Genomic DNA, 21793 nt, shown 5'->3' with positions numbered 1-21793 from the left:
CAAGCGTTATCGGTATCGTGCTGCGATAACTTCTGCTTGAGCGAAGCTAACTTCTAAATCCCCTTCTCTCGGGCTTACCGGGTTATCGTCAGCGATGTTTGACGAGGCGTTTTCACGCCTGTAACTCTTGAGTAAGCAACAATGAGCACATTACTAACCGCACAATCCTTACACGTTGATACGGCATTCGGCACGCTATTCGACGATCTTTCCTTTACCCTGAAAAAAGGCGACCGCATCGGGCTTATCGGTTACAACGGCTGCGGCAAAAGCACGCTGTTAAAACTGCTCGATGGCACGATCTCGCCCACCAGTGGGGCAATCGCGCAGGCGAATCACTGCCATCTCGCGCGTGTAGAACAACATCTACCTGACAATATATTGCCTCTTACACTGCAGGAAGCCGTTCTCGCTCAACTTCCCGAGCATGAACGCGCAGCTCAGCAGTGGCGGGTTGAAGCACTGCTTGCCGAAATGGGTTTTACGCCAGAGAATTTATCTCTGACTGCGCAAACGTTGAGCGGTGGCCAGCACACGCGCTTGCTATTAGCGCGGGCACTGATGCGTAATCCTGACCTGCTGCTGCTGGATGAACCGGGTAACCACCTGGATTTGCCTACATTACTGTGGCTAGAGCAGTTCTTACAGAACTGGTCTGGCAGTTTTGTGGTGGTCTCCCACGACCCGCAGCTGCTGGACGCGGTGACTCACGGAACCTGGATCTTGCGCGATCGCACTCTCCATGCGTTTGATCTACCCTGTAGCGCGGCGCGTCAGGCTCTGGCAGAAAGAGATGTCAGCGATGCTCTGCGCCACAAGGCTGAGCAAAAAGAGATAGACCGGGTGACTGCCAGCGCCAAACGGCTGGCTACCTGGGGGCGGGTCTACGACAACGAAGATCTCTCCCGCAAGGCCAAGCAGATGGAAAAACAGGTACAGCGCCTGAAAGAGGTGCAAACAGAAGTAACGTCAGGAAGTCAGTGGACACTAACATTGCAGGGTGATGCCCTGCGTGCAGATCGTTTGCTGGAGATGACCAATCTGTCTGTAGCCCCTGCTCCCGGTGCAGATACGCTGTTTTCCATTGCCGGTATCCGGTTAAAAAGCGGCGATCGCGTGGCGATTGTCGGGCGTAACGGTTGCGGGAAATCATCGCTGTTAAGGCTTATCTGGCAACAGTTTCAGTCACAGCTGGCATCACCTTCACTGGTGTTACACCCGCGCGTTACCCTGGGTTATTACGACCAGACGCTGCATCAGCTTGCCGATAACGATTCATTGTTTGACGCGCTGGAAGCGTTTGCCCCGCAGCCAGAGATTCGCAAGATGGCGTTGATTAGCGCGGGATTTCCGTGGGTTCGTCATGCGCAGCGAGTCAGCACGTTAAGCGGCGGTGAGCGCTCCCGGTTACTATTTGTTGGGCTGACGCTTGCGCGCTACAGTCTGCTGATGCTCGATGAACCGACCAACCATCTGGATATGGAAGGCAAAGAGGCGCTGGCAGAAACGCTACAAAGCTATAACGGCGGCGTGTTGCTGGTCAGTCACGACCGGCAGCTTATCAGCCAAAGCTGCAACCGGTTCTGGCTAATCGACAATGGCGAACTCAGTGAATGGCACGATCTGGAGGCGGTCAATGCGCGTATTCGGGAAACGTCCGCGGAGATAACCGTTCCCAAAACGGCGGTCGAAGCGAAAACTGAAATAAGCGGTGACAGCGATAGATTGCTGGAGCAACTTCTCGATCTTGAGCAGCGTCTGGCCGACGATCTCGCCCGCAAGCCGAAACATCAAAAACCGTTGTTACAGGCGCAATGGCGTAAAGAGATTGAACGTCTGAACGCACAACTGGAGTAACCTTTATTGCCGGATGGCGCAAGCTTATCCGGCCTACATCAGCAAAATGCGCGTGTAGGCCAGCCATCCGGCAATTCTTGCGTGACGCTTTCCAGTTATTCCCCTTCTCCCTTTTTCTTTTTGCACATTCGCCGCACAATTTTAAATATCGCAATCTTGGTGTTGCGTTTAACGGAACATTGATGGTAGTGTTCCTCTTGAAGGAACAAGGATGATACGGATGATCATGAACTTCAGGCACAAGGGATTGCGCGATTTGTTTCTTCATGGACGAACATCAGGCGTTATGGCGAAACATGTCCGACGATTACGACACAGACTTGCCGTTATTGATGCGGCAAGCAAGGTTACAGATATCAATATGCCCGGTTATAAGCTACATCCTCTGGTGGGGGAACGCGACGGCATATGGGCAATTTCTGTTTCAGGTAACTGGCGTATTACGTTTGAATTCGTCAATGGCGACGCGTACATACTGGATTACGAGGACTATCATTGATGAAGATGGCAAATCATCCCCGTCCTGGGGATATCATTCAGGAAGCGCTGGAAGAACTCAATGTCAGCCTGCGCGAGTTTGCCAGAGCTATGGAGATTGCACCGTCAACGGCAAGTCGACTATTAACCGGGAAAGCGGCTCTGACGCCTGAGATGGCGATTAAACTCTCCGTAGTGATTGGCAGTTCACCCGAAATGTGGTTAAACCTGCAAAATACCTGGAGTCTGGCAGAGGCCCAAAAAAGCGTGGATATTTCACGTCTGCGTAAGCTGGCGGTACAGTGATATAAATGCCGGATATACTTTTGTCATCCGGCATACCATTTATTGCTGCGGTTTTTTCTCTTTCCAGGCATCCCAGGCCTGTTTGATCTCTTGCTTTGCCGTAGCGGCGTCATTGAAACCGTTTAATTCGACCTTCTTGCGCCCTTCCGGCAGATCTTTGTACACGCGGAAGAAAGATTCCAGACGTTGAACTTCAATCTTGGGCAGATCGCTCAACTCTTTGATGTCGTCATAAGTGGGGTCAATTTTACTGGCCGGAACGGCGACAATTTTGTCGTCCTTTTCACCGCCGTCGATCATCTTCAGGACGCCAATAGCGCGCAGCTTAATCAACGTTCCCGGAGCAAGCGGCGCACGGGTATAAAAAATGACGTCCAGCGGGTCACCGTCACCGGCTAAAGACTGGGTGAGTGAACCGTAGTTGGCGGGATAGGCAACCGGCATTGACTGGAAGCGATCGGCAACGATAAAACCGGTTTTGGCGTCGGTTTCATATTTAATCATTCCACCTGCCGGAATTTCGGTTACGGCATAAAACTCTTCCGGGTTGTTCTCCGGCTGAGGAAATTCGAGGATGTTCTGTGCCTGAGCTGAAGCACAAAGAAACACGCTGACTGCGAGTAATTTTTTCACCAGATGCATTGTCTTTTAACTCTTCTATTATCGGAAAGACAACACCTTACGTTCAGCAGATGACAGAAACATGACGTTTTTTTGGCAAAAAAATGGCGCTACCGATGTAGCGCCATTGCGTAGAGGGAACATCAGGGATTAGTTAACCCCTTCCTCGCTCTCTTTTTTCGCTTCTTGTCTTTCAACTTCGCGATACCAACGTGGGTGATGTTTCTTCGCCCAACGACGGCTCACTTTCCCTTCGACCATACCTTTAATCGATCCTTTCACCCAGAATGCCATATACATATGGATGAGGATGGCGTGCATCAGGATAATCCCCGCAGCCGCATGGATCAGCAGGCTATAGCGCACGACCTGCATCGGGAAGAACTGCGCAAAGTACGGACGCCAGATAATGATACCGGTAATCAGCAGCACGAAAATCATGCTCATAATCGACCAGAACATCATTTTCTGCCCGGCGTTGTATTTGCCCACATCCGCCACTTTGTGTTCATTGCCTTTCAGTACTTCCACAATGTTTTTCAGCCACGGAATATCTTTCTTATCCGGGATGTTGTGGTGCACAAAGCGTACAAACATGAACATCAGCGCCACGAAGATCAGTATGCCGAAGAACGGGTGCAAAATGCGTCCCATCTGCGGCGTACCGAAGGTTTGCGTCAGCCATTGCAGAGTCGGGAAGAAAAATGAAATCCCCGACAGCGCTACCAGGAAGAAGCAGATCACCACCGTCCAGTGACAGGCGCGGTCGATAAATTTCGTGCGCACAATCATTTTCGACTTACTCATGATGATCCTCCTCGTCGTCGTCCACTTCCTTATTCGGACCAATACCAATGTAGTGGTAAATCAGTCCGGCGAAGGTGGCGATAAATCCGGCAGCGGCCAGCGGCTTCAGCGCTCCTTTCCACAGATTGATAGAGGTATCTATCTGCGGGTCTTTTGGCAGGCCGTGATACAGTTCAGGCTGGTTGGCATGATGCAGAACGTACATGACGTGCGTGCCGCCCACACCTTCCGGGTTGTAAAGACCGGCATGTTCAAAACCGCGTGCCTTCAGTTTGGCCACACGCTGTTCACCCATTTCCAGCATTTCCTGCTTGGTGCCGAAATGTATTGCCCCGGTCGGACACGTTTTCACGCAGGCAGGTTCCTGCCCGACGCTGACGCGGTCCACACACAGCGTACATTTATACACGCGGTTATCCTCTTTATTGAGGCGCGGAATATTAAATGGACACCCGGCAATACAGTAGCCGCAGCCAATGCAGTGCTCTGACTGGAAATCGACAATCCCGTTGGCGTACTGGATGATGGCCCCGGCAGACGGGCACGCCTTCAGACAGCCCGGATCTTCACAGTGCATACAGCCGTCTTTACGAATCAACCACTCCAGCTTGCCGTTCTGTTCGGTTTCGGTAAACCGCATCACCGTCCAGGACTTGGCGCTGAGATCGGCGGGGTTGTCATAAACCCCGACGCAGTGGCCGACTTCATCGCGGATATCGTTCCACTCTGAGCATGCCACCTGACAGGCTTTACAGCCTATGCAGGTGGAAACGTCGATCAGCTTCGCGACCTCTGCTTTGTAATCACGAGCCTGAGGCGGCGGCGTGATGGAGTTTGTTGCGGACCGTTTGATGATGTCCTGCGTTTCCATAGACATATGTTCGCCTCCCTTACGCCTTCTCGATGTTAACTAAAAACGCTTTGTATTCCGGCGTTTGCGAGTTTGCATCACCGACGTTCGGCGTCAGGGTGTTGGCGATAAAGCCTTTACGCGCGACTCCTTCAAAGCCCCAGTGGATTGGGATCCCAACCGTTTCTACCTGCTGACCGTTGACGTTCAGGGTACGCAGACGACGAGTGACCACGGCAACTGCGCGAATAAATCCACGTTTGCTGCTGACTTTCACGTGATCGCCGTTGTTGATCCCCTTCGCTGCCGCCAGCGTTTCGCTGATTTCCACAAACTGCTCTGGCTGGGCAATCGCATTCAACAATGCGTGCTTGGTCCAGGTATGGAAATGTTCGGTCAGACGATAGGTCGTCCCGACGTACGGGAAGTCCTGTTTCGTGCCCATACGAAGTTTATCCGCCTCGTACAGACGCGCTGCCGGGTTGGAGATCACATTCGGGTGCAGCGGGTTAGTGCCCAGCGGCGTTTCCATCGGCTCGTAGTGTTCCGGGAACGGACCTTCCGCCATCTTATCGATAGCAAACAGACGCCCCAGCCCTTCCGGCTGCATGATAAACGGATTGGTGCCACTGCCCGGTGCCGCGGTATTGAAGTCCGGGATATCGTTCCCCGTCCACTTCGTACCGTTCCACTGGATAAGCATACGTTTTGGATCCCACGGTTTACCCTGCGGATCCGCCGAAGCGCGGTTATACAGCACGCGACGGTTTAGCGGCCATGCCCAGGCCCAGCCCAGCGTATTACCGAGACCTGACGGGTCGGCGTTATCGCGATTGGCCATCTGGTTGCCCTGCTCGGTCCAGCTACCGGTATAAATCCAGCAGGATGATGACGTAGAACCATCATCGCGCAGCAGCGCAAAGCTGTTGAGCAACTGACCTTTCTTCGCAACCAGCACGCCGTTGGCATCATAGAGATCTTCCAGCGCATAGCCGTTGTTCTCTTTCGCCACTTCTTCGGAGTGCGGTTCGTCCGGCTGCTTATAGTTCCAGCTCATTTTCAGAACGGGTTCTACAGCTTTACCGCCTTCAGTGCGATACATGTCGCGCAGACGGTGGTAAATACCGGCAAGGATTTCGCCGTCGTTGCGGGCTTCGCCAGGGGCATCCTGACCTTTCCAGTGCCACTGCAGCCAGCGGCCGGAGTTGGCGATGGAACCGTCCTCTTCCGCAAAGCAGGTAGAAGGCAAACGGAAAACTTCGGTCTGAATCGACGCCGGATCAACGTCGTTTGATTCACCGTGGTTCTGCCAGAACGTTGAGGTTTCGGTCACCAGCGGATCGATAACCACCAGATACTTCAGTTTGCTGAGGCTCTGCACCACTTTGTTTTTGTCCGGGAAGGACGCAACAGGGTTAAAGCCCTGACAGATGTAGCCGGTGACTTTCCCGCTATCCATCATGTTGAAGTATTTAATGACGTCGTAGGACTGATCCCACTTCGGCAGCCACTCAAAGCCCCAGTCATTTTCTTTCTGCGCTGCATTGCCGTAGAAAGATTTCATCAGGCTGACGAAGAACTTCGGATAGTTGCCCCAGTAGTTAACCTGATCGGCCAATGTCGCTTTTGGCGTGTTTGCGGCCAGATAGGTTTGCAGGTCTGTCTGTTTCTCTGACGGCAGCGTCAGGTAGCCCGGCAGGCTGGTAGAGAGCAGACCTAAGTCGGTTAACCCTTGAATGTTGGAGTGGCCGCGCAAGGCGTTGACACCGCCACCTGCCATCCCCATGTTGCCGAGCAGCAACTGGATCATCGCCATGGTGCGGATGTTCTGTGCCCCGACGGTATGCTGAGTCCAACCCAGCGCGTACAGGAACGTGGTGGTGCGATCGGCTGCACTGGTGGAAGCCAGCACTTCGCAGACTTTCAGGAAGTCTTCTTTCGGCGTACCACAAATGTTTTCCACCACATCCGGCGTGTAGCGGGAAACGTGCTGTTTTAGCAGGTTCCAGACACAGCGAGGATGGCTTAACGTTTCATCGCGTTTCGCGTAGCCGTTTTCATCGAACTGGTAGTTCCAGGACGATTTATCGTATTGGCGTTTTTTCGCGTCATACCCGCTGAACAGACCGTCTTCAAAAGCATAGTCATCCCGCACCAGCAGGCTGGCATTGGTGTAATGCTTAACGTATTCAGCGTTAATTTTGTTGTTTTCAATCAGGTACAGCAAGACGCCGGACAGGAACGTAATGTCCGTGCCGGAACGAATTGGCGCATAGATATCCGCCACCGAAGCTGTACGTGTAAAACGAGGGTCAACAACAATCAGCGTGGCATCATTGTTGTTTTTAGCTTCCATCGCCCAGCGGAATCCCACCGGATGTGCTTCAGCGGCGTTACCGCCCATCACCATCACGACGTTAGCGTTTTTAATATCAACCCAGTGGTTGGTCATAGCACCGCGACCAAATGTTGGAGCAAGACTTGCTACCGTTGGTCCGTGTCAGACGCGCGCCTGGTTGTCTACTGCCAGCATGCCGAGTGAGCGCACAAATTTTTGCGTCAGCATACCGGTTTCATTACTTGCCGCAGATGCACACAGCATCCCGGTTGAAAGCCAGCGGTTTACCGTTACGCCCTGCTCATTCTTCTCAATAAAGTTGGCGTCACGGTCAGTTTTCATCAGCTTCGCGATACGGGTGAATGCTTCATCCCAGCTGATACGCTGCCATTTGTCGGAACCTGGTGCACGGTATTCCGGGTAACGCAGACGGTTTTCACTGTGCACGTAATCCAGTAATCCTGCGCCCTTAGGGCATAATGCCCCACGGCTCACCGGATGATCCGGATCCCCTTCAATATGGTAAATCGACTCTTTGGCGTTTTTTGCTCCATCTCCCAGGCTATACATTAATAGCCCGCAACCTACGGAACAGTATGTGCAGGTGTTTCGGATCTCTTTGGCGCGTAACAGCTTATAGTTTCGCGCCTGAGCCAGTGCCATTTTGGGTGCAAAACCCAGAGCAGCTACTGTTGTTCCCGCCATACCGCCCGCGCAGATTTTAAAAAATTGTCTGCGGCTGACGTCCATTGCTTTCCTCTTTTTTGCAGGGATTCGTACAGGACATCTCTCAAATCGCGCCAGCGCGGCATAATTGAAAGATGACATGTACAACTTCGCGACGAAACTATCAGCTATATCCATATTTTTTTTGCGTCAAATCAATAACGAAACGGTTCCGCTACTAAATAGTGCACTTTGTTTAACCTTTGTACCCATAAGGGGGTAGGTGAAAGGTAATTAGTTAGCGCGCTACGGTGTAAAAGTGCTATAAATTTCAGCTTGAATTTTTGCCAGCACCATGGACAGACAATCAGAATGACAAAACAAAAAGCGACGTTAATTGGGCTCATTGCCATCGTGCTCTGGAGCACGATGGTCGGGCTAATGCGTGGGGTAAGTGAAGGACTGGGTCCTGCGGGTGGCGCAGCAATGATTTTTTCGTTAAGTGGCCTGTTGCTGATTTTTACCGTTGGCTTTCCGAATATCAGAAAAATTCCTGTGCGTTATTTAATCGCGGGTAGCGTGCTTTTTGTTACCTATGAAATATGTTTAGCGCTGGCTCTCGGTTATGCGGCTACTCGTCACCAGGCTATTGAAGTCGGTATGGTCAATTATCTCTGGCCGAGTCTGACGATATTGTTTGCTATTTTATTTAATGGTCAAAAAACAACCTGGCTGGTAATCCCTGGATTAATTATCGCATTGACCGGGGTTTGTTGGGTATTGGGTGGCGAAAATGGCCTTAATCCTGGTGAAATTATAAACAACGTTGCCAGCAGCCCGCTGAGCTATTTCCTCGCCTTTCTTGGCGCATTTATCTGGGCAACGTATTGCACGGTGACCAATAAATACGCAAAAGGCTTTAACGGTATTACCGTATTCGTTTTACTAACGGCTGCAAGTTTGTGGGTTTACTATTTTATGACTCCGCAACCAGAAATGAATTTCAGCACTTCGGTGACTATTAAAATGTTCTCAGCGGCATTAACGTTAGGATTTGCCTATGCGGCGTGGAATATTGGCATTTTGCATGGCAACGTGACCATCATGGCCGTAGGTTCCTATTTTACCCCAGTGCTCTCCTCCGCTCTGGCTGCTGTGTTACTCAGCGCCCCGTTGTCGCTATCTTTCTGGCAGGGTGCATTGATGGTTTGTGCGGGTTCGCTACTTTGCTGGTTGGCAACACGCCGCGCCTGAAAAAAATCCGGGTTTTATCGCGCAAATCTAAAACCCGGCTACACTGTAATCAAATTAATGAATAATAAATGTTCATTCCACTTGTGGTTTATGTTTATTTTTGTTTAATTTAATGTTAAATAATTGGTAATTAATTAACTCCCGGAAATATTGCATGCTTATCTATATTCCTCAGCATGTATATATTATACCTGCGTGACTAACTCCATTTAAACCATAGACGGCACAATAGTCCCCTACGTAAATATACCCATTCAGATTTGTCACATATAAAGATTAATACAATCAGCTATATTATGTAGATCTGGATCACACAAATTCAAATATTTCGCAATATTATGAAACTTATTATTGAACTTATACCACTGCGTCATTTAAAAATAGTTTGCCATTGACGAACCCCTTCGTTTAGCAATGGTTTAGGAAACACACCAAGAAAAAATTATAAGGATTATTTAGAATGAAACTTAAATTAGTTGCAGTGGCAGTGACTAGCCTGTTGGCGGCAGGTGCGGTAAACGCAGCTGAGGTATATAACAAAGACGCAAACAAACTGGATATCTACGGTAAAGTTCACGCTCAGCATTACTTCTCTGACGACAACGGCAGCGATGGCGACAAAACCTACGCGCGTCTGGGCTTCAAAGGCGAAACTCAGATCAATGACCAACTGGTTGGTTTTGGTCAGTGGGAATATGAATTCAAAGGTAACCGCACTGAATCCACCGGTGGTTCCAACAGCGACAAAACTCGTCTGGCATTCGCTGGTCTGAAATTCGCTGAATACGGTTCTTTCGACTACGGTCGTAACTACGGCGTAGCATACGACATCGGCGCATGGACCGACGTCCTGCCTGAGTTCGGTGGTGATACCTGGACCCAGACTGACGTATTCATGACTGGCCGTACTACTGGCGTTGCAACCTACCGTAACACCGACTTCTTCGGTCTGGTTGAAGGTCTGAACTTTGCTGCTCAGTACCAGGGCAAAAATGACCGTAGCAACGACAAAGAAGCTAATGGCGACGGTTTCGGTCTGTCTTCTACTTACGAGTATGAAGGCTTCGGCGTAGGTGCTACCTATGCGAAATCTGACCGTACTGACTCTCAGAGCAATGCTGGCAGCGCGTTCAAAGCTGACGGTAAAAACGCTGAAGTATGGGCTGCTGGTCTGAAATATGATGCGAACAACATCTACCTGGCAACCACCTACTCCGAAACCCGCAACATGACCACCTATGGTTCTAAAGTTAACGGTATCGCTGATAAAGCACAGAACTTTGAAGTTGTTGCACAGTACCAGTTCGACTTCGGTCTGCGTCCGTCCGTTGCTTACCTGAAATCCAAAGGTAAAGACATCAACAATTACGGCGACCAGGATCTGGTTGAATACGTAGACCTGGGTGCTACCTACTACTTCAACAAAAACATGTCTACCTTCGTTGATTACAAAATCAACCTGCTGGATGACAATGCATTCACCAATGCTGCCGGTGTAAGCACTGACAACATCGTGGCTGTTGGTCTGAACTACCAGTTCTAATTTTGTTTTAGTCTGAATACAAAGCCAGTCCTCCAAGGGCTGGCTTTTTCTCTTAATGTAGACTCGGTCATAAGGAGTATGCCGTGCAGACATTCACTGGTCGTTGTCTTTGCGGACAGAGTCATTTTACCGTTGACGTCGAAATGCTGGATGTCTATGCCTGCCACTGTACGCTGTGTCAGAAATGGTCAGGCGGCATCGCCATGTATCTGGAAGCCAGCGCTCACCCGCTGATGTCGCCAGAATCGGCAGAACCTTCGCACTTTCCTTCTTCAAATCGTGGTGAACGGTTCTTCTGTTCCGGCTGCGGATGCCCACTGTGGTTTACGTTGACGGACAGCGATCGCTACTTTATTCCATGGACACTTCTGGAACTTAATGAGGTAGATCGCCGCCGCCTGATATTAGCGGCAGAGATCTATACGGAAACGCAACCTGCGTTCTGGAGACTGACGGGGCAATACGCTCGACTGAGTGGGAAAGAAGTCGAAGAGATGGATTACCCCTGTCATTTAGCTCACTAGTTATTAACGTTGTACCTTTGCCAGACTGAACCACATTCCTATCGCTAATATGATAAGCATGCTGCCGGCGCTGCTTAAGGCCACGCTATGTGACCAGGTGAACGCTTCTCTGGCAGCCGTCAGCAATGCCTCACTCAGTGACGACGGGAGCGAGTGCGCCAGTTGTACCGCCTCCCCCATTGACGATGTGGCTCGTTCTACTTCCTGCGGATTAAGTCCGGCTGGCGGCAGAATCGATGCAGAAAAGCTACGGCTCAGCAGTAAGCCAAAGATAGCGATCCCAAGTCCTGCCCCCAGTTCATAAGCCATTGTCTCGATGGCGCCAGCGGCCGCGGCTTTTTCCGCCGGCGCTGCTGCCATGATAGCCGCCGTTGAAGCCAGGAGCGCACTGGCGGCGCTGAAGCCGAGCAAAGCCATCAAAATCCAGGCTTGTATCTGTTGGCTACTGAAATCCGTCATCGCCAGGCCGTAAAAACTGACGGCGCTCAGCGCCATGCCCGCCGTTGCCACACAACGTAATCCCAGGCGTGAAACCAACATACCGGCAATCGGTCCGCTGAAACCACTTGCCAGCATCACAGGCAGCATGAACAATCCAGCCTGATACGGTGTTAAACCGTGAACAAACTGTAGTTCCTGAGCCATCAGCAACTCAAAACCCACCAGCGTTATCATCGCGGTCATCGCCATCACTACACCGCTCAAGATAATGCGATGCGTGAACAGACGCATATCAATCATCGGGCGAGCTGCCGCAAGCTGGATACGGACAAACTGCCACAACAGTAAAGCGCCGGTTAACAGCGTCAGGGCGATGGCAACGGTCGCCGTATGCCCTTTCAGCGCAGTTTTAGCGCTGTAAACCAACAGCAGAATGGCAACAATCAGCATGATCGCATGACCAAAATTTAACGATTGATCGCGACGTCCGGCCTGGCGTGGCACTAAGCGTGCGGTTAAGGCCATTACCACCAGGACAATTGGCACATTAATTAAGAATACGGACCCCCAGTAGAAGTGCTCCAGCAGCATCCCGCCAACCAGTGGGCCAAACGCCGCACCGCCGGAACCGACCGCCGCCCAGACGCCGAGCGCCATATTTCGATGCCGTTGCTCAGAGAACGTGGCGCGAATACCCGCCAGCGTTGCCGGAACAATCATCGCCGCGCCAATCGCCAATACCGCCCGGGTGGCAATCAGCCAGCTTGCGCTATGAGCAAAAGCGGCCGCCAGCGATGCGAGACCAAATAATCCACCGCCTAACAGCAGCAGACGTTTAAAGCCGATGCGATCCCCCAGCGCACCCATTGGCAATACCATTCCGGCCATTACCAGGGAATAAATATCAATGATCCACAGCAGCTCGTTACCACTGGCACCCAGCGTCATACTCAGCGTGGGCGCGGCAACGTGCAGCACCGTTGCATCAATCGCAACAGGGATGTAGACCAGCACAATAATGACTAACGTTAACCACTGACGAAACATAAAACTCCCTAACGAAACCAAAACTGGACACATGTCCAGCTTTAGCGATCCTACGGAAAATTGAACATATGTCCAACTTTTTGTTAGACTGCGATCTATACGGGTACAGGAGGAATGATGAGCTATCTAAATCGGGATGAACGTCGGGAAGTGATTCTGCAAGCAGCAATGCGTGTCGCACTTGAAGAAGGATTTTCCGCCATGACGGTTCGACGCATTGCTGCAGAAGCTCACGTCGCGACGGGCCAGGTACATCACCATTTCGCCTCTGCCGGCGAACTCAAATCCCAGGCATTTGTGCGCCTTATCCGCACCCTACTTGATGCCGAACTGGTCAGCGAAGACGCCAGTTTCCGTGAGCGACTGCATGCGATGCTAGGCAGTGAAGATGGTGGTCTGGAACCCTATATTAAGCTATGGCGTGAAGCACAGGTTGTTGCGGGTAAAGATCCGGAAATTAAAAGCGCCTACCTGTTGACCATGCGAATGTGGCACGAAGAAACCGCCAACATCATTACACAAGGACAGAAAGCCGGTGAGTTCTCATCCGCGCCTGATGCCGCCGACGTCGCATGGCGCTTAATCGCATTAGTCTGCGGCCTGGATGGTATGTACATATTAGGTATTGAGGAAATGGCCGATCCTGCATTCGATCGTCACCTTGATCGTATGATAACGCAGGAGTTATTTATTTGATGTAATAGATGGATTAACAATACATCTTTTATGTTTACAATTAGTAACACTTAAGCAACGTGTAATTCTCCCATCACGCCGCGTTATTGCGCTTTTTTATCTATTCTTTCAGTCAATATTCCTAAAACTTTTCAATAGTTTCTAAAAAGAAGCCGCGCGGCGCTGCATGCGTTTATTTCTTTTTCATGAACGGCATGTGCATGGAGAATAATATGTCATCATCAAATGAGAAAAATAATCGTTATCTTTTAACTGACTGGAAACCAGAAAACCCCGGCTTTTGGGAAAATAAAGGCAAGCACATTGCGCGCAGAAACCTCTGGATATCAGTAAGTTGTCTGCTGCTTGCGTTCTGCGTCTGGATGTTGTTTAGCGCCGTAGCCGTCAATCTGAATAAAATTGGTTTTAATTTCACCACCGACCAACTGTTTTTATTAACGGCATTGCCATCTCTTTCTGGTGCAATATTACGCGTGCCCTACTCCTTTATGGTACCTATATTTGGTGGTCGTCGCTGGACCATTTTTAGCACGATTATTCTGGTTATTCCCTGCGTCTGGCTCGGATTTGCCGTGCAAAATACCGCTACTCCGTTTGGAGTATTTATAATCATTGCGCTGATGTGTGGTTTTGCTGGCGCTAACTTTGCCTCCAGCATGGGCAATATCAGCTTTTTCTTCCCCAAAGCGAAGCAAGGTAGCGCATTAGGCGTTAACGGTGGTCTCGGCAACCTCGGCGTCAGCGTGATGCAGTTGATCGCGCCACTGGTGATCTTTCTGCCCATATTTACCTTTTTGGGCGTACAGGGCGTACCGCAAGCTGACGGCTCGTTATTGTCGCTGGCCAATGCAGCATGGATATGGGTGCCGTTACTGCTGATAGCCACCGTGGCAGCGGGCATGGGAATGAACGACATTGCCAGCTCGAAGGCCTCAATTGCCTCCCAGTTACCGGTACTCAAGCGTTTTCATCTGTGGTTATTAAGTCTGCTGTATCTCGCCACCTTCGGTTCATTTATCGGTTTTTCGGCAGGCTTTGCCATGCTGGCGAAAACCCAGTTCCCCGACGTGAATATCCTGCAACTGGCGTTCTTCGGCCCCTTCATCGGCGCGCTTGCACGATCGGCGGGCGGTGTTATCTCTGACAAGTTTGGTGGTGTGCGTGTCACCTTAATTAACTTCATCTTTATGGCACTGTTCAGCGCCCTGCTGTTTCTCACTTTGCCCGGCTCGGGCGAAGGTAGCTTTTTCGCGTTTTACCTGGTGTTTATGGGCTTGTTCCTGACCGCGGGTCTGGGCAGCGGTTCAACCTTCCAGATGATTGCGGTGATCTTTCGCAAAATCACAATTTATCGGGTGAAGCTGCATGGTGGTACCGAAGAACAGGCTCAGCGGGAAGCGGTAACCGATACCGCCGCCGCCCTGGGATTTATTTCCGCTATTGGCGCAGTGGGGGGCTTCTTCATTCCTAAAGCGTTTGGCTCATCGCTGGCGTTGACCGGCTCTCCGGTGGGTGCCATGAAAATATTCCTCGTGTTTTACATCGTCTGCGTGCTGGTGACCTGGTTGGTCTATGGCCGTAAATCACAAAAAAAATAACAAAATGGATACCGCAGGATCGGACATTTAGGTCGGCTGGATCAGGCCTGGAGTTCGATTTACCGTCGGCAATATTATCGAAGCAGGAGTTATGTCATGAGTAAACTGTTAGACCGCTTTCGCTACTTTAAACAAAAGGGCGATACGTTTGCCGAGGGGCACGGGCAAGTGATGCACACCAACCGGGACTGGGAAGACAGCTATCGTCAGCGCTGGCAGTTCGACAAAATTGTGCGTTCTACCCACGGCGTTAACTGTACCGGCTCATGCAGCTGGAAGATCTACGTTAAAAACGGGCTGGTGACCTGGGAAACGCAGCAAACCGACTACCCGCGTACTCGTCCTGACCTGCCAAATCATGAGCCCCGTGGCTGTCCACGCGGCGCCAGCTACTCGTGGTATCTCTATAGCGCTAACCGCCTGAAATATCCCCTGGTGCGTAAACGCTTAATCGAATTGTGGCGCGACGCCCTCTCCCGCCAGCCCGATCCGGTGCTGGCCTGGGAATCCATTATGAACGACCCGCAAAAATGCCAGAGCTACAAGCAGGTACGCGGGCGCGGTGGATTTATCCGTTCGAACTGGAAAGAGCTTAATCAGCTGATTGCTGCCGCCAACGTCTGGACGGTGAAAACCTACGGCCCGGATCGCGTGGTCGGCTTCTCCCCGATCCCGGCGATGTCGATGGTTTCCTATGCCGCCGGCACTCGCTATCTCTCGCTAATCGGCGGAACATGTCTGAGTTTCTATGACTGGTACTGCGACTTACCGCCCGCGTCACCGATGACCTGGGGCGAGCAGACCGACGTTCCTGAATCCGCCGACTGGTATAACTCCAGCTATATCATCGCCTGGGGTTCTAACGTGCCGCAGACTCGTACCCCGGATGCGCACTTTTTCACAGAAGTACGCTACAAAGGCACCAAGACGATTGCCATTACGCCGGATTACTCGGAAGTCGCCAAACTGTGCGATCAGTGGCTGGCACCCAAACAAGGAACAGACAGCGCGCTGGCAATGGCGATGGGCCACGTCATCCTGAAAGAGTTCCACCTCGACAATCCCAGCGATTATTTCCTCAATTACTGTCGTCGCTATACCGACATGCCGATGCTGGTTTTACTGGATGCCCGCGAAGATGGCAGCTACGTGCCTGGACGCATGATGCGTGCTTCAGACCTTGTCGATGGCCTGGGTGAAAGCAACAATCCGGAGTGGAAAACGGTAGCCTTTAACAGCGCTGGCGAACTGGTTGTCCCGAACGGATCTATCGGTTTTCGCTGGGGGGAAAAAGGCAAATGGAACCTGGAACCACTGGCGGCTGGCGCTGAAACTGAACTTTCTCTTTCGCTGCTTGGTCAGCATGATGAAGTGACCGGCGTGGCATTCCCCTATTTTGGCGGCAACGAAAACCCACATTTTCGCAGTGTAAAACAAGAACCGGTGCTGATCCGGCAACTACCGGTAAAACATCTTACCCTCGCTGACGGTAGCCGTTGCCCGGTGGTGAGCGTTTATGATCTGGTGCTGGCGAATTATGGCCTCGATCGTGGTCTGGATGACGTTCATAGCGCGCAAGATTACAGCGAAGTGAAAGCCTACACCCCGGCCTGGGGCGAGCAAATTACCGGTGTGCCACGCCGTCATATCGAACAGATCGCCCGTGAGTTTGCCGATACGGCGCACAAAACGCATGGCCGTTCGATGATCATTCTCGGGGCTGGCGTCAACCACTGGTATCACATGGATATGAACTACCGTGGCATGATTAATATCCTGGTGTTCTGTGGCTGTGTGGGACAAAGCGGCGGCGGCTGGGCGCACTATGTGGGTCAGGAGAAACTGCGTCCGCAAACCGGTTGGTTGCCGCTGGCCTTTGCGCTGGACTGGAACCGACCACCGCGTCAGATGAACAGCACTTCGTTTTTCTACAACCATTCCAGCCAGTGGCGTTATGAAAAACTTACCGCGCAGGAACTCCTCTCTCCACTGGCCGATGCGTCGAAGTTTAGCGGACATTTGATTGACTTTAACGTGCGGGCTGAAAGGATGGGCTGGCTGCCGTCTGCGCCGCAGCTTAACCTCAACCCTTTGACTGTTAAAGCAAAAGCCGAACAAGCAGGGCTATCTCCTGCGCAATACACCGCACAGGCGCTGAAGTCAGGTGATATTCGTTTTGCCTGCGAACAGCCAGATAACGGCAAAAACCATCCGCGCAACCTCTTCGTCTGGCGCTCTAACCTGCTCGGCTCCTCCGGTAAAGGGCATGAATACATGCTCAAATATTTGCTGGGTACCGAAAGCGGGATCCAGGGGGAAGCGCTCGGTTCAAGCGAGGGTATTAAACCTGAAGAGGTTGAATGGCAGTCGGCGGCGATAGAGGGCAAGCTCGATCTGCTGGTCACGCTCGATTTCCGTATGTCCAGTACCTGTTTGTTCTCCGATATCGTTCTGCCAACCGCTACCTGGTATGAAAAAGACGATATGAATACCTCGGATATGCATCCGTTTATTCACCCGTTGTCTGCGGCGGTCGACCCGGCATGGGAATCGAAGAGCGACTGGGAAATTTATAAAGGCATCGCCAAAGTATTTTCTGAGGTTTGCGTCGGACACCTTGGACAAGAAACGGATGTGGTATTGCAACCGCTGCAACACGACTCTCCGGCAGAGCTGGCGCAGCCGTTTGACATTCAGGACTGGCGCAAAGGCGAATGCGATCTCCTCCCGGGCAAAACGGCACCGAATATCGCCGTTGTGGAGCGTGACTACCCCGCCACCTACGAACGCTTTACTTCACTTGGCCCGCTCATGGACAAACTCGGTAACGGCGGGAAAGGCATTGCGTGGAATACCCAGGCGGAAGTCGATTTCCTCGGCAAGCTGAACTACACCAAGCGCGAAGGCCCGGCAAAAGGACGCCCGCTGATTGACACCGCGCTGGATGCCTCTGAGGTGATCCTCGCCCTGGCACCGGAAACAAACGGTCAGGTGGCGGTGAAAGCCTGGGAAGCGCTGGGGGCGATGACCGGACGCGACCATACGCACCTGGCGTTGAACAAAGAAGACGAAAAGATCCGTTTTCGCGATATCCAGGCGCAGCCGCGCAAAATCATCTCCAGCCCCACCTGGTCCGGGTTGGAAAGTGAACATGTTTCCTATAACGCAGGCTATACCAACGTCCACGAGCTGATCCCATGGCGTACTCTGTCCGGTCGCCAGCAGCTGTATCAGGATCATGCGTGGATGCGTGCGTTCGGTGAAAGTCTGGTGGCGTATCGTCCACCTATCGATACCCGCAGCGTCAGTGAAATGCGCGAGGTTCCGCCTAACGGCTTCCCGGAAAAAGCGCTCAACTTCCTGACGCCGCACCAGAAATGGGGGATCCACTCTACCTATAGTGAAAACCTGCTGATGCTGACGCTGTCGCGCGGCGGACCGATTGTCTGGATCAGCGAGACCGATGCCAAAGAGCTGGGCATTGAGGATAACGACTGGATCGAAGCCTTCAACGCCAACGGTGCGCTCACCGCGCGTGCAGTGGTGAGTCAACGCGTGCCACCGGGAATGACCATGATGTATCACGCTCAGGAGCGAATCATGAATATCCCTGGCTCAGAAGTGACCGGGATGCGCGGCGGGATCCATAACTCGGTGACCCGCGTCTGCCCGAAACCCACGCACATGATAGGTGGCTATGCGCAGCTGGCATACAGCTTCAACTATTACGGTACGGTCGGCTCTAACCGCGATGAGTTCATCATGATTAGAAAAATGAAAAATATTAACTGGCTGGATGATGAAGGTCGCGATCAGGTACAGGAGGCGAAAAAATGAAAATACGCTCACAGGTAGGCATGGTTCTTAATCTGGATAAGTGCATCGGCTGCCACACCTGCTCCGTTACCTGCAAAAACGTCTGGACCGGACGTGAAGGGATGGAATACGCGTGGTTTAACAACGTCGAGACCAAACCGGGTATTGGTTATCCGAAGAACTGGGAAGATCAGGAAGAGTGGCAAGGCGGCTGGGTTCGCGATGTTAACGGCAAGATAAGACCGCGTCTGGGCGGTAAGATGGGCGTCATCACCAAAATTTTCGCCAACCCGGTAATCCCGCAAATCGATGATTACTATGAGCCGTTTACCTACGATTATCAACATCTGCATAGCGCGCCGGAAAGCAAGAATCAGCCCACCGCGCGTCCGCGTTCGCTGATCGATGGTAAGCGGATGGACAAGATTATCTGGGGTCCAAACTGGGAAGAACTGCTTGGCGGCGAATTTTCAAAACGTGCCCGCGACCGTAACTTCGAGAAGATGCAAAAGGAGATGTACGGCCAGTTCGAAAACACCTTCATGATGTATTTACCGCGCCTGTGCGAGCACTGCCTGAATCCAAGCTGTGTCGCCACCTGCCCAAGCGGTGCTATCTATAAGCGTGAAGAAGACGGCATTGTGCTGATCGACCAGGACAAATGTCGCGGCTGGCGCTTGTGCATCAGCGGCTGTCCGTACAAAAAAATCTACTTTAACTGGAAGAGCGGTAAGTCAGAGAAGTGCATTTTCTGCTATCCGCGTATTGAGTCTGGCCAGCCGACGGTATGTTCGGAAACCTGCGTTGGACGTATCCGTTATCTCGGCGTATTGCTGTATGACGCCGACCGCATCGAAGAAGCGGCCAGCACCGAGCATGAGACCGATCTCTATGAGCGTCAGTGCGATGTATTCCTCAATCCGCACGATCCGGCGGTCATTGAAGAGGCGTTAAAACAAGGTATTCCGCACAACGTCATCGAAGCGGCCCAACGTTCGCCAGTCTACAAAATGGCGATGGACTGGAAACTGGCGCTGCCGCTGCACCCGGAATATCGCACCCTGCCGATGGTCTGGTATGTACCGCCATTGTCACCGATTCAGTCGGTCGCCGACGCGGGCGGACTGCCGCACAATGGCAACATTTTGCCGGCGGTTGAGTCGCTGCGAATTCCGGTTCAGTACCTCGCCAACATGCTCAGTGCGGGTGATACCGGTCCGGTGCTGCGCGCGCTGAAACGTATGATGGCCATGCGCCACTATATGCGTGCGCAAACAGTGGAAGGCGTGACGGACACCCGCGCGATTGAGGAAGTAGGTTTGACCGTTGAGCAGGTTGAAGAGATGTATCGCTATCTGGCCATCGCCAACTATGAGGACCGCTTTGTGATCCCGACCAGCCACCGTGAAATGGCACGCGATGCCTTCCCGGAGAAAAACGGCTGCGGATTTACTTTCGGTGACGGCTGCCATGGCTCAGATACCAAATTCAACCTGTTTAACAGTAGCCGTATTGATGCCATCGACATCACCGAAGTGCGCGATAAAGCGGAGGGTGAATAATGCAAATCCTGAAGGTTATCGGCCTGCTGATGGAATATCCCGACGAGCTGCTGTGGGAGTATAAAGACGACGCGCTGGCGCTTGTGGCCAGCGATGCCCCCATGCTTACCGAATTTAGCCAGGGATTGCTCAATGCGCCACTGCTGGATAAACAAGCGGAATGGTGCGAAATCTTTGACCGGGGCCGGGCCACCTCTCTGCTGCTGTTTGAGCACGTGCACGCCGAGTCCCGTGACCGGGGTCAGGCGATGGTTGATCTGCTGGCGCAGTATGAAAAGGTCGGGCTACAGCTCGACTGCCGCGAACTACCGGATCACCTGCCGTTGTATCTGGAGTATTTGAGCGTGTTGCCGGAGGACCAGGCCAAAGAAGGACTGCAGAACGTTGCACCGATTCTGGCTCTGTTGGGCGGGCGCTTAAAACAGCGCGATACGCCGTGGTATCAACTGTTTGACGCCCTGCTGCTGCTTGCCGGAAGCCCTCTTTCAAGTGACAGTGTCACTAAGCAGGTTGGTGCTGAAACCCGCGATGATACTCGTCAGGCGCTGGATGCGGTGTGGGAAGAGGAACAGGTGAAGTTTATCGAGGATAACGCCACCGCCTGCGACAGTTCACCGTTACAAAACTATCAACGACGCTTTAGCCAGGACGTTGCGCCGCAGTATGTCGACGTCAGCGCGGGAGGCCCGAAATGATACAGTACCTGAACGTCTTTTTTTACGATATCTACCCGTACCTGTGCGGTACGGTATTTATCCTCGGCAGTTGGCTACGCTATGACTACGGGCAATACACCTGGCGCGCCTCTTCCAGCCAGATGCTGGACAAACGCGGCATGGTGCTGTGGTCAAACCTGTTCCACATCGGCATTCTGGGGATCTTTTTCGGTCACCTGTTCGGCATGCTAACGCCGCACTGGATGTATGCCTGGTTCCTGCCGATTGCGGTGAAACAACAGATGGCGATGATTGCCGGTGGGCTTTGTGGCGTACTGACGCTGGTTGGTGGCGCAGGTTTGCTGGTGCGGCGTCTGACCAACCCGCGCATTCGTGCAACGTCTTCCACCGCTGATATTCTGATCCTTTGCGTTCTGCTGATTCAGTGTATCCTCGGCTTAACCACCATCCCGTTCTCTGCGCAACATCCAGACGGCAGTGAAATGCTGAAACTGGTCGGTTGGGCGCAGTCGGTGGTGACTTTCCAGGGCGGCGCATCTGCGCATCTGGATGGCGTGGCGTTGATTTTCCGTGTGCACCTGGTTCTGGGGATGACTATCTTCCTGCTATTCCCGTTCACCCGTCTGGTCCACGTATGGAGTGCGCCGTTTGAGTACTTCACTCGCCGCTATCAGATAGTGCGTTCCCGCCGATAATTGAACTCTGATGCCCGG

General features: G+C 52.2%; 16 protein-coding genes and 1 pseudogene. 12 read left to right on the top strand and 5 right to left on the bottom strand.

Annotated features, from left to right (window positions below):
* Window positions 1-141 precede the first annotated feature (141 nt).
* The 3 genes from OGX83_RS06400 (at window position 142) to OGX83_RS06390 (ending at window position 2640) form a co-directional block, all read left to right on the top strand.
* On the top strand, window positions 142-1857 hold the full coding sequence (locus tag OGX83_RS06400) for an ABC-F family ATP-binding cassette domain-containing protein (protein ID WP_286587598.1): 1716 nt from the start codon (window positions 142-144) through the stop codon (window positions 1855-1857).
* A 220-nt stretch (window positions 1858-2077) separates the two neighbouring features.
* A complete protein-coding gene (locus OGX83_RS06395) occupies window positions 2078-2356 on the top strand; it encodes a type II toxin-antitoxin system RelE/ParE family toxin (RefSeq protein WP_003833016.1) in 279 nt (92 codons plus the stop codon).
* Window positions 2356-2640, top strand: coding sequence for a HigA family addiction module antitoxin (locus OGX83_RS06390; protein WP_003833018.1), 285 nt, complete (start codon window positions 2356-2358; stop codon window positions 2638-2640). Before OGX83_RS06395 ends, OGX83_RS06390 begins: the two co-directional genes overlap by 1 nt.
* 41 nt (window positions 2641-2681) lie before the next feature.
* Here the strand turns inward: OGX83_RS06390 and OGX83_RS06385 are convergent.
* The 4 genes and pseudogenes from OGX83_RS06385 to fdnG form a co-directional block, all read right to left on the bottom strand.
* Window positions 2682-3282: pseudogene (locus tag OGX83_RS06385) on the bottom strand (inorganic diphosphatase); the annotation flags it as partial.
* A 129-nt stretch (window positions 3283-3411) separates the two neighbouring features.
* On the bottom strand, window positions 3412-4068 hold the full coding sequence (fdnI, locus tag OGX83_RS06380; protein WP_003020054.1) for a formate dehydrogenase-N subunit gamma: 657 nt from the start codon (window positions 4066-4068) through the stop codon (window positions 3412-3414).
* Window positions 4061-4945 carry a formate dehydrogenase N subunit beta gene (fdnH, locus tag OGX83_RS06375; protein ID WP_003833024.1) on the bottom strand — a complete coding sequence of 295 codons (885 nt, stop codon included), beginning with the start codon at window positions 4943-4945 and terminating at the stop codon, window positions 4061-4063. The genes fdnI and fdnH overlap by 8 nt, the downstream gene beginning before the upstream one ends.
* Before the next feature lie 13 nt (window positions 4946-4958).
* The gene (fdnG, locus tag OGX83_RS06370; RefSeq protein ID WP_095533095.1) at window positions 4959-8006 is read right to left on the bottom strand and encodes a formate dehydrogenase-N subunit alpha; all 3048 of its coding nucleotides are present in this window, start codon (window positions 8004-8006) and stop codon (window positions 4959-4961) included.
* Window positions 8007-8294: 288 nt separating this feature from the next.
* Between fdnG and yddG the strand changes: the two genes are divergently transcribed.
* The 3 genes from yddG (at window position 8295) to OGX83_RS06355 (ending at window position 11243) form a co-directional block, all read left to right on the top strand.
* Entirely contained in the window at window positions 8295-9176 is an 882-nt protein-coding gene (gene yddG, locus OGX83_RS06365; RefSeq protein ID WP_048214181.1) for an aromatic amino acid efflux DMT transporter YddG, read from the top strand.
* Window positions 9177-9636: 460 nt separating this feature from the next.
* Window positions 9637-10719 (top strand): porin OmpD, encoded by a 1083-nt coding sequence (gene ompD, locus OGX83_RS06360; protein ID WP_103770613.1) that lies wholly within the window; start codon window positions 9637-9639, stop codon window positions 10717-10719.
* A gap of 83 nt (window positions 10720-10802) precedes the next feature.
* The gene (locus OGX83_RS06355) at window positions 10803-11243 is read left to right on the top strand and encodes a GFA family protein (RefSeq protein WP_003833032.1); all 441 of its coding nucleotides are present in this window, start codon (window positions 10803-10805) and stop codon (window positions 11241-11243) included.
* 3 nt (window positions 11244-11246) lie between these two features.
* Here OGX83_RS06355 and OGX83_RS06350 read toward each other — a convergent pair whose 3' ends face one another.
* Window positions 11247-12731 carry an MFS transporter gene (locus OGX83_RS06350; RefSeq protein WP_057068229.1) on the bottom strand — a complete coding sequence of 495 codons (1485 nt, stop codon included), beginning with the start codon at window positions 12729-12731 and terminating at the stop codon, window positions 11247-11249.
* Window positions 12732-12848: 117 nt separating this feature from the next.
* On the opposite strand from OGX83_RS06350, the gene OGX83_RS06345 reads away from it, so the two are divergent.
* The 6 genes from OGX83_RS06345 to narI all read left to right on the top strand — a co-directional run bounded on the left by OGX83_RS06345 (window position 12849) and on the right by narI (window position 21775).
* A complete protein-coding gene (locus OGX83_RS06345; protein ID WP_057068227.1) occupies window positions 12849-13427 on the top strand; it encodes a TetR family transcriptional regulator in 579 nt (192 codons plus the stop codon).
* A gap of 212 nt (window positions 13428-13639) precedes the next feature.
* Window positions 13640-15025 carry a NarK family nitrate/nitrite MFS transporter gene (locus OGX83_RS06340; RefSeq protein ID WP_208744297.1) on the top strand — a complete coding sequence of 462 codons (1386 nt, stop codon included), beginning with the start codon at window positions 13640-13642 and terminating at the stop codon, window positions 15023-15025.
* Between the two features lie 96 nt (window positions 15026-15121).
* A complete protein-coding gene (locus OGX83_RS06335; protein WP_008784806.1) occupies window positions 15122-18862 on the top strand; it encodes a nitrate reductase subunit alpha in 3741 nt (1246 codons plus the stop codon).
* A complete protein-coding gene (gene narH / locus OGX83_RS06330; RefSeq protein WP_008784807.1) occupies window positions 18859-20403 on the top strand; it encodes a nitrate reductase subunit beta in 1545 nt (514 codons plus the stop codon). The genes OGX83_RS06335 and narH overlap by 4 nt, the downstream gene beginning before the upstream one ends.
* A complete protein-coding gene (gene narW / locus OGX83_RS06325; RefSeq protein ID WP_048214176.1) occupies window positions 20403-21098 on the top strand; it encodes a nitrate reductase molybdenum cofactor assembly chaperone in 696 nt (231 codons plus the stop codon). Before narH ends, narW begins: the two co-directional genes overlap by 1 nt.
* Window positions 21095-21775 carry a respiratory nitrate reductase subunit gamma gene (gene narI, locus OGX83_RS06320; protein WP_003833047.1) on the top strand — a complete coding sequence of 227 codons (681 nt, stop codon included), beginning with the start codon at window positions 21095-21097 and terminating at the stop codon, window positions 21773-21775. The genes narW and narI overlap by 4 nt, the downstream gene beginning before the upstream one ends.
* Window positions 21776-21793: the final 18 nt, after the last annotated feature.

The sequence above is a fragment of the Citrobacter sp. Cpo074 genome, from assembly GCF_030332745.1.
GTDB lineage: Bacteria > Pseudomonadota > Gammaproteobacteria > Enterobacterales > Enterobacteriaceae > Citrobacter > Citrobacter portucalensis.
The sequence above is the reverse complement of the archived record's forward strand: the minus strand, read 5'-3'. Positions and strand labels throughout refer to the sequence as shown.